Annotated in this window: 11 protein-coding genes; 1 reads left to right on the top strand and 10 read right to left on the bottom strand. The window is 68.2% G+C overall.

Features of this window, described 5'->3' with window-relative positions; genetic code table 11:
- The first annotated feature begins 21 nt into the window (after nt 1–21).
- The gene (locus AC3WR5_RS08555) at nt 22–690 is read left to right on the top strand and encodes a Crp/Fnr family transcriptional regulator (RefSeq protein WP_170200896.1); all 669 of its coding nucleotides are present in this window, start codon (nt 22–24) and stop codon (nt 688–690) included.
- Between the two features lie 111 nt (nt 691–801).
- On the opposite strand, the gene AC3WR5_RS08550 is transcribed toward AC3WR5_RS08555, so the two are convergent.
- The 10 genes from AC3WR5_RS08550 to AC3WR5_RS08505 all read right to left on the bottom strand — a co-directional run bounded on the left by AC3WR5_RS08550 (nt 802) and on the right by AC3WR5_RS08505 (nt 12339).
- A complete protein-coding gene (locus AC3WR5_RS08550; RefSeq protein ID WP_492483488.1) occupies nt 802–1941 on the bottom strand; it encodes an adenylate/guanylate cyclase domain-containing protein in 1140 nt (379 codons plus the stop codon).
- On the bottom strand, nt 1938–2309 hold the full coding sequence (locus tag AC3WR5_RS08545) for a response regulator (protein WP_492483486.1): 372 nt from the start codon (nt 2307–2309) through the stop codon (nt 1938–1940). Before AC3WR5_RS08545 ends, AC3WR5_RS08550 begins: the two co-directional genes overlap by 4 nt.
- 19 nt (nt 2310–2328) lie before the next feature.
- The gene (locus tag AC3WR5_RS08540; protein WP_492483484.1) at nt 2329–4146 is read right to left on the bottom strand and encodes a sensor histidine kinase; all 1818 of its coding nucleotides are present in this window, start codon (nt 4144–4146) and stop codon (nt 2329–2331) included.
- Nucleotides 4147–4226: 80 nt separating this feature from the next.
- Nucleotides 4227–5309, bottom strand: coding sequence for an ABC transporter substrate binding protein (locus AC3WR5_RS08535; protein ID WP_492483482.1), 1083 nt, complete (start codon nt 5307–5309; stop codon nt 4227–4229).
- A gap of 10 nt (nt 5310–5319) precedes the next feature.
- Nucleotides 5320–5871: a hypothetical protein gene (locus AC3WR5_RS08530; RefSeq protein ID WP_492483480.1), complete on the bottom strand. Its 552-nt coding sequence runs from the start codon at nt 5869–5871 to the stop codon at nt 5320–5322.
- Nucleotides 5872–6058: 187 nt separating this feature from the next.
- Nucleotides 6059–7000: a M48 family metallopeptidase gene (locus tag AC3WR5_RS08525; RefSeq protein WP_492483478.1), complete on the bottom strand. Its 942-nt coding sequence runs from the start codon at nt 6998–7000 to the stop codon at nt 6059–6061.
- A 71-nt stretch (nt 7001–7071) separates the two neighbouring features.
- The gene (locus AC3WR5_RS08520) at nt 7072–8685 is read right to left on the bottom strand and encodes an AmpG family muropeptide MFS transporter (protein ID WP_492483476.1); all 1614 of its coding nucleotides are present in this window, start codon (nt 8683–8685) and stop codon (nt 7072–7074) included.
- A 55-nt stretch (nt 8686–8740) separates the two neighbouring features.
- Nucleotides 8741–9127: a hypothetical protein gene (locus AC3WR5_RS08515; RefSeq protein ID WP_231010411.1), complete on the bottom strand. Its 387-nt coding sequence runs from the start codon at nt 9125–9127 to the stop codon at nt 8741–8743.
- Nucleotides 9128–9270: 143 nt separating this feature from the next.
- Complete coding sequence (locus AC3WR5_RS08510; RefSeq protein WP_492483474.1) at nt 9271–9798, bottom strand: gamma carbonic anhydrase family protein; 528 nt, start codon at nt 9796–9798, stop codon at nt 9271–9273.
- 39 nt (nt 9799–9837) lie between these two features.
- Nucleotides 9838–12339, bottom strand: coding sequence for a penicillin-binding protein 1A (locus AC3WR5_RS08505; RefSeq protein WP_492483472.1), 2502 nt, complete (start codon nt 12337–12339; stop codon nt 9838–9840).
- Nucleotides 12340–12411: the final 72 nt, after the last annotated feature.

The raw sequence follows: 12411 nt of genomic DNA, 5'->3' as shown, positions 1-12411 counted from the left end.
CAGGGCGCTACGATGGGGGGCATGCAAGATGCCCCCCACGCTTCCCCTTCACCGCGCAGCCCTGTGGCCCTGCCCTTGCTGTCGCCCTCGCTTCAGCTGCTGGCGCAGCGTGGCGACCTGCGGCGCTACCCCAAGGGCACGCTGATCATCCAGGAGGGGGACAGGGGCGACACGCTCTACATCATCGTCTCCGGCCTGCTGCGCGCCTTCTCGGCCGACGAGACCGGCCGCGAGATCACCTATGGCGTCTACGGCCCGGGCGAGTACATGGGCGAGATGAGCCTGGACGGCGGTCTGCGCTCGGCCAGCGTCATCACCCAGGAGCCCAGCGCCTGCGTGGTGCTGACCCGCGAAACCCTGACCCGCCACATTGCCGAACACCCCGAGTTTGCGTTCGAGTTGCTGGCCAAGGTCATCCACCGGGCCCGCGCGGTCACGCTGTCGGCCAAGCGACTGGCGCTGAACGACGTGTACGGCCGGCTGCGCCTGCTGCTGACCCAGCCACCCAACGAAGCCTGCGGGGCCGACGGCCTGTTCAACGGCCGGCTGACCCACCAGGATGTGGCCAGCCGCATCGGCAGTTCGCGCGAGATGGTCAGCCGCCTGCTGAAGGACCTGGAGCGTGGCGGCTATGTGGCGCAGCAACGCGGCCGTCTTCAAGTCCTGCGCAACCTCCCGCCGCGCTGGTGAGATGACGCGCCCGGTCTCGCGAGTACGCGAAACCACTCTCCGAGAGGGTGCGGGGCCGCTTGGGAGCGGCCCGGCGCTGGCCCCGCTGGATGGTGCACCCGGCCTTGCGAATCAGCGCAGGCCGGTGAGCGGATAGGCCAGTTGCTCGGGCAGGCCGCGCAGTTCGGGGATGCGCGGTGGCAGGTGCGTGACCTGCGCGTGCACGTTGCGCCAGGCGGCCTCGCAGGCCAGGATCTCGCCGGCCTCGGCGGCGGCGCAGAGGCGGGCGGCGCGGTTGGTCACGGTGCCGATGGCCGCGTAGTCCAGCCGGCCTTCGAAGCCGATGGCGCCCACCGTGGCCTCGCCGCGGCTGATGCCCAGGCCCAGCCCGGCCGGGCCGTGGCGGCCATGCCAGGCGGCCAGCAGCGGCGCGGCGCGGGCCTGCATCGCCAGCGCCAGGCGCACCGCGCGCAGGCTGTGGTCGGGCTGCGGGTCTGGGTCGTTGAAGAAGACCATGAACCCGTCGCCGGTGAAGCGTTCCAGCGTGCCCTCGAACTGGAAGATCAGCTCGCCCATGGCCGCATGGAAGCTGCGCAGCATCGCCATCACCTGGTCGGCGCTGGCCTGCTCGGCAAACGCGGTGAAGCCGCGCAGGTCGGCAAACAGCACCGTGACCTCCTGCCGGTGGCTGTTCAGGATCTCGTCGCGCAGCCGGCTGGCCACCAGCCGGGCCGCCAGCGCCGGTGAGAAAAAGCGCTTGAGCTGCGAGAGCTGCTGCATCTCGCCCAGTTGCTCGGCCACGCGGCGCTCCAGCTCGGTGGACCAACTGGCGAGCTGGCGCTGCTGGCGCTGCGATTCGTCGTACAGCGTCTTGACCCGCAGCAGCGAGCGCACCCGGGCCCACAGCTCTTCCTTCACCAGGGGCTTGGTGATGAAGTCGTCGGCCCCGGCGTCCAGCCCGCGCACCCGGTCTTCCTTGGCGTCCAGCGTGGTCACCATCACGATGGGCACCGCGCGCAGCGCCGGCAAGGCCCGCATCGCGGCGCAGACGCTGAAACCGTCCATGTCGGGCATCAGCACGTCCAGCAGCACCATGTCCGGCGGCTCGGCGCTGGCCATGGCCAGCGCTTCGTGGCCGCCAGCCGCCAGGCAGACCTGGTAGCCGCGGGCCAGCAGGTGGGCTTCCAGCAGCCGGCGATTGGCCGGCAGGTCGTCCACCACCAGAATGCGCGCCGGTGGGGGGGCTGGAAAGGCCGGTGAGCCCTCGTTCACGACCGACCCAGGTGCTCCCGCACCTTCAGCACGAACTCGCGCACGGAGGACAGCGGCTTGGCGATGAAGCCGTTGAAGCCCGATTCTTCGATGCGGCCGCGGTGCGCCGGCATCACCGAGGCCGTCAGCGCAATCACGGGTACCTCTTTGAGGGCCGGCTGCTCACGGATCCAGGCGATGACCTTGAAGCCGTCTTCGTCGGGCAGCTGGATGTCCAGCAGCACCAGGTCGGCGCCGTGGGCGCTGAGCTGGTCGCGGGCGGTGGCAGCGGTGCCGGATTGCAGCACCTCGAAACCGGCCGCGGCCAGCACGTCGGAGGCCAGCTTGCGGCTGCGCTCGTCGTCGTCGATCACATGCAGGGTGGTCATGGCAGGGTCCCGGGGGCAGTCAGATGATGGCGGGCACGGGTGCTGCGGCGGGCTGCAGCGGCAGGTTGAAGCGGAAGGTCGAGCCCTGGCCTGGCGCACTGTGCAGTGTGACCTCGCCGCCATGCAAATGCACGAGTCGCCGCACCAGCGGCAGGCCCAGGCCGGTGCCCTCGGCCTTGCGCAGCACGTCGTCGCCCACCTGGCGGAACTCCTCGAACACCGTGGCCTGGTCCTCCAGCGCGATGCCCACCCCTGTGTCGCTCACCTCGACCCACAGGCCTTCGGCCGCATTCTGCCCGGCGCGCAGCGTCACCTGGCCGCCGGCCGGGGTGAACTTCACCGCGTTGGACAGCAGGTTCAGCACCACCTGCCGCAGCCGCCGCGCGTCCACCGTCCAGACGTCCATGTCCTCCGGCAGCTGCAGTTGCAGCTGCAGCCCCTGGCGCATGCAGCGCTCGCGCATCATGTTGGCGGTGGCGGTCAGCAGCGAGGCCACCTCCACTTCCGACAGATCCAGCGTCATGTGGCCGGCCTCGATCTTCGACAGGTCCAGCACGTCGTTGATCAGCGCCAGCAGGTGCTCGCCGGAGGCATGGATGTCGTTGGCGTATTCCTTCTGCTTGTCGTTCAGAGCGCCGAACAGCTCTTCGCGCAGCACGTCGGAAAAGCCGATCACCGAGTTCAGCGGCGTGCGCAACTCGTGCGACATGTGGGTCAGGAACTCGGACTTGTGGCGGTTGGCCAGCTCCAGGTCGCGTGTCTTCTCGGCAATCATGGCCGACATGTTGCGGTACACATGCTGCAGGTTGCTGGCCATGGTGTTGAACTGCAGCGCCAGGTCGTCCAGCTCGTCGCCGGTGCGGATCTCGATGCGCGCGTCCAGCTTGCCATCGCCCAGCGCCTGCGCGCCGCGGTGCAGCGCGTTGATCGGCGCGATCGAGCGGCGCACCAGCACCAGCGCCAGCAGCACCGCGGCCAGGCTGGCCAGCAGCGTGATCAGCAAGGTGCGCAGGACCGTGTCGTACACAGGGGCCAGCGCCACGTCGCGCGGCTGTTCGATGACGATGCGCCAGCCCAGCTCCGGCAGCTCGAAGCTGCTGGCGATCACCGGCCGCTTGTCCAGCCCGCTGCGCGCGGTGGCGGCCGGCGCGTCGGGCCGCGCGGTGGCGGCGCCCAGCGCCTGGTGCTGGGCCAGCATCAGCGTGGTGTCGGCATGCAGCACCACCACGCCGCGCCTGTCCACCGCATACGCCTCCAGGCCCTTGCTGCGCAGCACCTCGTTCAGGCCACGCGCCAGGCTGCGCAGGTTGACCCGCGCCAGCGTCGTGCCGGCGCCCAGTCGCGGGTCCGGCGTCACCAGCAGCAGGTGCGGCTCATAGCCGTCTGCGTAGTCGATGCTGCCCTGGGCCGGCGGCAGGCCGTCCGGCCAGCGCAGCCGCGCCGCGTCGGCGAAGCTCAGCGTGTCCGGCCCCGGCAGGCTGGACAACTCCAGCCGCGAGACAAACAAGTCCGGCTCGCCGCGTGCATCGTGGTGCGTCAGGTCGCGCACCGCGGGCTCCAGCCGCAGGATGCGCTGGAACTCGTCACGCCGGTCCTGCAGGTCCAGCCAGCCCGGCATCTCCCACGGCAGGCTGGCGGTGGCCCGCACATGGTTCTGGATCGAGTTCAGCGAACCGCGGATCGAGCCACTGACCTCACGCGCCAGCAGCGACTGGTTCAGCGTCACTGCCCTGATCGCCTCGCGGTACGAGAACATCACTTCGGCCGCACCAAACAGCACGAAGCTGAGCAGCACCAGCCCCCCAAACGCCAGCGCTTGCTTGCGCCACAGGCGCATGCGCCAGAGCGAAGGCTTGTGAAGGGCGGGTGGAGGCTGGAGCGGTGGCGCGGACATCGATGGCGAAGGCAGATCGGCGCTCAGCGTATCAGCCGATCGGCCGCACGCAGCAGGGCCTTGCTCGGCGGCATGCCCAGCTCACGGGCGGCCTTGAGGTTCACGATCAGCTCCACGCCTTCCGGACGTTGAACTGGTATGTCGGCTGGCAGTTCTCCTGCCAGGATGCGACCGGCCAGTTCGATGCCTCTGGCCTCGCCGGGCGGCTCGCGCACCGGCGACATGGCCATCAAGGCACCCATGGGCAGGAAGTTGCGCGACGCGTAGATGGCTGGCAGGCGCAATTGGTACAGCTGGGACACCAGCGCTTCACCATTGCGGTACAGCAAGCCATGGTAGAGAACGATTACTCCCACTGTTGGCGCACCACGAGACGTGTTGACCGGGAGCCAGCGAGCCAGTCGACCAGCATCTTCATCGGAGCACAGCCGCAAAATTCGCACGGGATGGCGCAGTCTCTGTGAAGCCTGCTTCAGCCGCACGGGGCTGGTGAACGAGAAGAGCAGGGCCTGTTGTTCGGTCTCGCTGTCCACGTAGCCTGCACGGCAGGCAGGAACAGGCATCGGACGCGGACAATCAGCCAGCTCCGCGAGATCCTGGCCCTCGGTAATCAACACAAGCTGATCAAGGCTGGGGTAACCCAATTGCAGGGTTTCAGCCATTTTTCCTTCGCTCCATGTGGCACTGGTGAAGCCAGTGGCATTGGTGCCAGGGTGCCGCAGGCTGTTCACGAGGCAAAGCAGCGTAGGCTGATCGGCGACCCGGAACAGCAGCGGCACACGGGTGCCGCTTTGCTGAACCAACAGGGAAGTCCAGCTATCGGTGGTGACGATCAGCTTCCAGGGACGCAAGCCCAGGATGCGTGCAACATTGCCGCGTACGCGCTGGGCGTCTGGTTCGTCAGGCAGTTCGATGCGTTCGATGCGTGCGGACGCCGAGCCGTCAGAGGCCCTGAGTTCTCGCTGCAGTGTGGCCATCACACCTCGGTCATAGGCTTCTGGCAGGGATGACAACACCAGCACGTCGTCATTGGCCGTTGCTGCAACCGATGACAGGCACCAGCAGAACAACCAGGACAACAGACAGTGGCGCGCAAACAAGCGCATAGAGGGCAAGTCAGGTCGTTGGAACCCGGATAGCGTACAGGCTGTTGTTCGTGAAGGCTGCACCGCCGCCGCATGGAAGCATCCAGTCATTGAGCTCTGTGAGAGATGCAAACATCGCGACCCAAGTTTCCAGCGGTGCTGCCGGGGTCTTGCCGGCCACCAATTCTCCATACCAGCGCGGCAGCCCGCTGTTGATTGACGGAGGACATTTTGGGCACACCGCGCTTGGCGCAGCGTGGCCCCAGGCGCGCCAGCGGTGGATCACCATTACAACGTTGCCAACGCCGACGTCCGTGCCGTCGTAGCCCGAAACCATGCTGACGTTCAGCAGCGATTGAACGGCGGGGAGGTTCGACCATGTCGTCGCGGCGGCCTCGTTGGCAAACGAGATCCACTGCAACGAGGCCGGCCCGGCGACGATGCCGGAACCCAGCAGCGAGTCGGTGTCACCGGCCCAACTGGAGGTTTCACCGGGTTGGGCGGTCAGCAGCGTGCCGCCGCCCAGTGGGCTGCCGCTGTTGAGTGGCGTGCCTTGGAAACGTGGAATGCAGACATAGAACATCGAAATCCCTCCTGGACGAAAAATCCTTGAAGGCGCGATGTTTCAATTTGCATCCGGATGTGTCTACCGGCGGCGTCCTCTGGGCTGGGGAGGAGGCGACGCTTGCGCGCCAATTCATCGTGAAAAAGATCACGCGAAGGCCAGTTGAAACCCCGATTCAGCTGGGTTGGCCGGCCACGAACCGCGTTCAGGCTGTAGGCGGGCCGTAGAACTTGGCCGGCTTGGGGGCGCGGTCGTAGATCGGCAGCACGCGCGGCAGTGCGCGTTCGATCTCGGCGATGCGGGTGGGGCTGGCGGGGTGGGTGGAGAGGAACTGGGGCGGGGCGCCTTTGTTGGCCTCGGTCATCTTGTTCCACAGGCTGATGCCCGCGCGCGGGTCGTAGCCTGCGCGCGCGGCCAGTTCCAGGCCGACCAGGTCGGCCTCGGTTTCGTTTTCGCGGCTGAAGCGCAGCGTCAGCAGCTGGGCGCCCATGTTGAGCATGGTGTCGCCGAGGTTGCCAAAGCCGAACAGCGAGCTGATCAGGCCAGCGCCCATGCGGGTGGCCGCTGTCTTGCCCATCTGCTCGCGCGCATGTTCGCGCAGCGCGTGGGCCATCTCGTGGCCCATGATCATCGCCACCTCGTCGTCGCTCAGCTGCAGGCGCTTGAGGATGCCGTAGTAGAAGGCAATCTTGCCGCCGGGCATGCAGAAGGCGTTCAGCTCGTTGGAGCCGATCAGGTTGACTTCCCAGCGCCACTGTCCGGCGCGTGGGTTCCAGGCCTGGCAGAACGGGATCACCCGCTGGCCGATGGCGCGCAGGCGGACCAGCTGCGGGTTGTCGTCCGACGCCAGCGCATGCTTGGCGGCGGCTTCGCGCTTCATCTGGCCGTATTGCCGGGTCGCGGCCGTTTCCACCTGCTCGGCCGAGACCATTTGCGCGAAGCTGGATTCCCGGCCGACCTGCGAGCGCACCCCTTCTTCGGTGCTTTGCTGGGCTCGCGCCACGGCGGGCAGCAGGCCAGCGCTGCCCAGCGTGACCGCCAGCGCCGCACCCATGCGGCGGCGCGCATGCAGGGGGCAACTGCAGCCGCTGGCGTGGACCATCGGCGGCAGCGGCAACTCGGCGTCGGTGCGAAAACTGTGGGTCATGCTGCGGTTGTGGAAATTTGGAAACCCTGAGGCAGCCAAGCAACAGCCGGGCCCGGCGGAATGTGACGTTTTCAGTCGTCTGCCAGGCCTGCGCTGTCGGGGGAAGCGGTGAGCAGCGCGATGCTCGCACGCAGCTGCCACAGCAGCATCAGGGCTGGTGCTGCCAACAGCGTCGAAACAATGAAAAAAGCTGGCCATCCGATGGATTCGGCCAAAACCCCGGCCAGCGGGCCGACCCAGACCCGGCCGACCGAAGCGAACGAGATCAGCAGCGCGTACTGCGTGGCCGTGAAGCGCTGGCTGCACAGGCTCATCAACAGCGCGACAAAAGCCGCGGTGCCCATGCCGCCCGAGAGGTTCTCGAAGGCAATCACCATCAGCAGGCCGCCGTCCACCGGCGTGTCCTGCACCAGCTTCACGAAGCCCCAGTCGAAAGCCGGGATCACCAGGCCGGGCATCAGGCCCTTGCCGGCCACGGCCAGCCACCAGTAGCCGAGGTTGCTGACCATCTGCAGCACGCCAAACAGCATCAGCGCCCGCCACAGGCCCAGCCGCAGCATCAAGGCGCCGCCCAGCAAGGCGCCGCCAATCGTCAGCCACAGGCCGACGATCTTGTTGACCACGCCGACCTCGGCCGCGCTGAACAGCATGCTCTTCAGCAGGAAGGGCGTCATCAGCGAATAGGCAAAGGCGTCGCCCAGCTTGTAGAGCACGATGAACAGCAGGAAGGCAATCGCACCGGGCTGTGCGAAGTAGCTGTTCAGGCCATTGATCAGCGTCTCGAAACGCGCTTTGCGCGCGGCCCAGGCCGCCAGCGGCACGGTCACCCCCAGGCCGACCAGCAGCCCGGCCAGGTCCATCCAGCGCTGCTGCAGTGTGGCGGCCATGCTGCTGCCGGCGAACAGCGGCGTCATCGCCCAATGCGCCAGCGGGTTCCAGAGGTGGTCGGTCAGCAGGTAGCCGGCCGCGGCTGCGGCGCAGACGGCGAAAAAGCCGACCACGTCATGCCGGGCCACGCTGCTGGGCATGGCGGCGTTGCGCAGTGGCGGCAGCAGCACGGCGCTGAAGACCGCGGCGCCTGCCATCAGCCCTGCCATCAGCCGGTAGACCGAGGGCCAGCTCCAGCCGCCGCCTTGCGCTGCGTCGGTCCAGATGAGCGCCAGGCCGCCGGAGACGATCATTGCCAGCCGGTAGCCCATCACGTTCAGCGAAGAGCCCAGGCCGCGCTCGCGCTGCGGCAGCAGGTCGGTCTGGTAGGCATTGATCACCACGTCCTGCGAGGCCGACAGGAAGGCAATGGCCACGGCGACCAGAGCAAACAGCTGCAGCGAGTCCTTGGGCGGAATGGCCGCCAGCAGCAGCAGGCCACCGGCCAGCAGCAACTGCGTGAGCACCATCCAGCCACGCCGCCGGCCGAGCAAGGGCAGCTCAAAGCGGTCCATCAGCGGGGCCCAGAGGAACTTGAAGGTGTAGGGCAGGCCGATCAGGCTGAGGAAGCCGATGGTCGCCAGGTCCAGCCCCTCGATGCTGAGCCAGGCCTGCAGGGCCATGCCGGTCAGTGCCAATGGCAGGCCGGAGGCAAAACCCAGCACCGTGACGACCAACAGCCGGTGAACGGTGCCAAGCCGTTGGCGGGCCGGTGAGGAAACAGCTTCAAGGGCGGCCAGCTGGGAGGGGTTGGGCATGCGCGCGATTCTAGGAGCCGCGCACCCCCGGCCAGCCTGTCAACCGGCCGTCAGCTCAGCGCGGGTCCCAGCGGCCCGGGCGCTCGCGCCAGCCGCGGCCTGCGGGCTCCCAGGCGTGCGGCACGTAGCGGTAGCCGGCGCGCGGCGCTTCCCAGTGGCCGGCATTCCAGTAGTGCTGGTTGGCGCGCCAGCCCCAGTAGCCGCCAATCCAGAGCCAGCCGAGGGCCGGTGCGGGGGTGATGACTTCGTAGCGCGGCGGCGGCGGTGCCACGTCCACCACCACGCTGCCGCCGTAGTTGTCGTAGGCCGGGCCGTTGTTGTAGTAACCGTGGTCCACGTAGCCACCGCCGCCATAGCCGCGGGCTGGCAGGGGTGCGACCACGCATCCGCTGAGTGCGGCGGCAGCGGCCAGTGCCAAGGCGGCGGCCGGGGCGGTGCGCAACAGGGAACGTGAAGCGGGAAGGGGTCGCATAGAGATGTCTCCAACAGCGGTGTTCAGTGCAGCTCAACGCCGCGCCGCGCCCAGCCGATGACGGCGGCCGCCCGGATTTACACCCCGGCCATCACGTTTCCAGGCGTGACAAGTCAAGCGACCTTGTGCAGCGTGTCCCGAAAGCGCCTGGCGTTGTCGACGTAGTGCGCCGCGCTGCCCATCAGCCCGGCCATCTGCTCGGGCGACAGTGCGCGCTTGACCACCGCCGGGCTGCCGACGATCAGCGAACCATCCGGAAATGTCTTGCCCTCGGTGACCAGCGCACCCGCGCCGACCAGGCAGTTTTTACCGATCACCGCACCGTTCAGCACCACTGCGCCAATGCCGATCAGCGAGCCGTCGCCGACGGTGCAGCCATGCAGCATGACCTTGTGGCCGATGGTCACGTCGTTGCCGATCGTCAGCGGCTTGCCGGCGTCCGAATGCAAAACACTGGCTTCCTGGATGTTGGTGCGCGCGCCGATGCGCACCGGCTCGGGCTGGTCGCCACGGATCACCACGCCAAACCACACGCTGCTGTCTTCACCCAGTTCGACCCGGCCGATCACCTGGGCCGAGTCGGCCACCCAGGCCGAGTCCGGTACCACCGGCTGCAAGCCGTCCACTTCATACAAGGCCATGTCGGGTTGTCTCCTGTCGGTTGGAATGGGGTGGCGGCCTCAGGGCGACGAAGCCGGCGCGCTGGCCGGCAGCGGCAGCAGTGCACCGGCAGCCTCGGCTTCCGAAGCCGCGTTCTCTGGCGAAGACTCGGCGCCCACGTGGGCCACGAAGCTGCCGTCGGCAAACTCGCTGTAGAGCCAGTCGCCGCCTGCTTCCTGCACGCCTTCGGGTGCGGGGTAGGTCTGCACCGCCACGCCCTTCAGCGCACGCTCCATGTAGCTGATCCAGACCGGCAGCGACAGCCCGCCGCCGGACTCGCGGCTGCCGAGACTGCGCGGGTCGTCGTAGCCCATCCACACGACCGCCACCACCGAGGGCTGGAAGCCGGCGAACCAGGCGTCCACCGCGTCGTTGGTGGTGCCGGTCTTGCCATAGATGTCCGGCCGCTTCAGCGCGGCCTGGGCACGGGCGGCGGTGCCGCTGCGCGTCACTTCGTTGAGCAGGCTGTCGGTGAGGAAGACATTGCGCGCCGGCACCACGCGGCGGCTGTCGTCCAGCGCGGCCGGCGTCGGCGCCTCGTACAGCGTCTTGCCCTGCGCATTGGTGATGCGCTCGATGACCAGCGGGTCGACCTTGTAGCCGCCGTTGGCCAGCACCGCGTAGGCACCGGCCATCTGCAGCGGCGTGACGCTGCCGGCGCCCAGCGCGAAGGTCAGGTTGTCGGGCTGCTTGTCGGCGTCGAAGCCAAAGCGCGAGATCCACTCGCGCGCATCGGCCAGCCCCACGTGCTGCAGCAGCCGGATGCTGACCAGGTTCTTGGACTTGGCCAGCGCGCGGCGCAGGCTCATCGGGCCGTCGAACTGGCCGTCGGAGTTCTGCGGGTTCCAGTTGGCCGGTGCGCTGCCGTCGGCCAGCGTCAGCGGTTCGTCGTCGATCACGCTGGCTGGCATCACGCCGTGTTCCAGCGCCGAGGAGTACAGGAAAGGCTTGAAGCTGGAGCCGGGCTGGCGCCAGGCCTGCGTGACGTGGTTGAACTGCTGGCGCGTGAAGTCGAAGCCGCCGACCAGCGCGCGCACGCGGCCGGTCTGCGGGTCCATCGAGACGAACGCGCCCTGCGCTTCGGGCCACTGCGCCAGCGTCCAGCTGCCTTGCGCGTCCTCGCCCTTGGCGCCGGGCTTGGCATCCACATGCGACACGCGGATCACCGCGCCGCGGTCCAGCAGCAGGTCCTTGCTGGCCTTGGGCTTCAGGCCTGGCTGGCCCAGGCGCAGGCCGTCGCCAGTCAGGCGGATGTTCTCGCCGGTGGCCAACTGGGCCACGACCTCCTTGGGGCTGGCCTTGAGCACCAGCGCCACGCGCAGGTCCTCGTCGTCGCGGTAGTCCTTGAGGATTTGCGCGGCCTGGACCTCACCGTCGTCGGTGTTGTCCGGCAGGTCCTCGTTGTCCTCCGGGCCGCGCCAGGGCTGCTTGCGCTCGTGGTCCAGCACGCCACGGCGCAGCGCGCTCCAGGCGGCCTGCTGGTCGGCCGCGATCAGCGAGGTGTAGACCTTGAAGCCTTCGGTGTAGGCCTGCTCGCCGTAGCGCTCGAAGACCACCTTGCGTGCCATCTCGGCCACGTGTTCGGCATGCACGTCGACCTGCGTCTGCGAGCGGATCACCAGCTTCTCGGCCTTGGCCTGCTCGTACTGCGCCTGGTCGATCACGCCGGTGGCCAGCATGCGCGCCAGCACCACATGCTGCCGCGTGGTGGCACGCTCGAAATTGCTCAGCGGGTTGGCATAGCCCGGGTTCTGCGGCAGCCCGGCCAGCATCGCGCATTCGGCAGTCGACAGCTGCGACAAGGGCTTGCCGAAATAGACCTGCGCCGCCGCGCCGAAGCCGTAGGCCCGGTGGCCGAGGTAGATCTGGTTCATGTAAAGCTCGAGGATCTGGTCCTTGTCGAGCTGGTGTTCGATCTTCAGCGCCAGCAGCGCTTCCTTCAGCTTGCGTTCCAGCGTGCGGCGCGAGGACAGGAAGAAGTTGCGCGCGACCTGCTGCGTGATGGTGGACGCGCCCTGGCGCATGCCGCCCGGCGTTACGCTGGCCACCAGCGCGCGCAGCACGCCGATCGGGTCGATGCCGCCATGCTCGCGGAAACGCGCGTCTTCCACCGCCAACAGCGCGTCCTGCATCTGCTTGGGAATCTGCGCAATCGGCAGGTACTGCCGGCGCTCCGAGCCGAACTGGGCGATCTCCACGCCGTCGCGCGTGAAGACCTGCAGCGGCTGGCGCGGCTGGTAGTCGGTCACGCGGTCCAGCGCCGGCAGCTGCGGGTAGATCACGGCAATCGAGACCACCAGCACCAGCAGCAGTGCGCTGAAGCCGGCGCCCAGCATCAAACCCAGCTTGGCCCAGGGGCTTTGCGGCCAGTTGGCCGGCCAGCGGGTCCACAGCTTGCGCCACAGTGCGGCGGCCTGCTGGCGCAACGCGGCCGGGTCGAAGTGCAGCCGCCCGCGCTGGCGGGATGGCGGCACGGCACGGCGGACATCGCGGTGCGCGGGGCGGGGAGCAGTGACACGCATCAGGTCGGATCCTGGAACTTACGGCCGACCGATTATCGGCATGCCGCCAGGTCGCCCGCCGTCAAGCCCCGA

It is taken from the genome of Ideonella sp. FW305-24, assembly GCF_058788035.1.
Note: the sequence above shows the minus strand (reverse complement) of the source record. Positions and strands in the feature narration are given on the sequence as shown.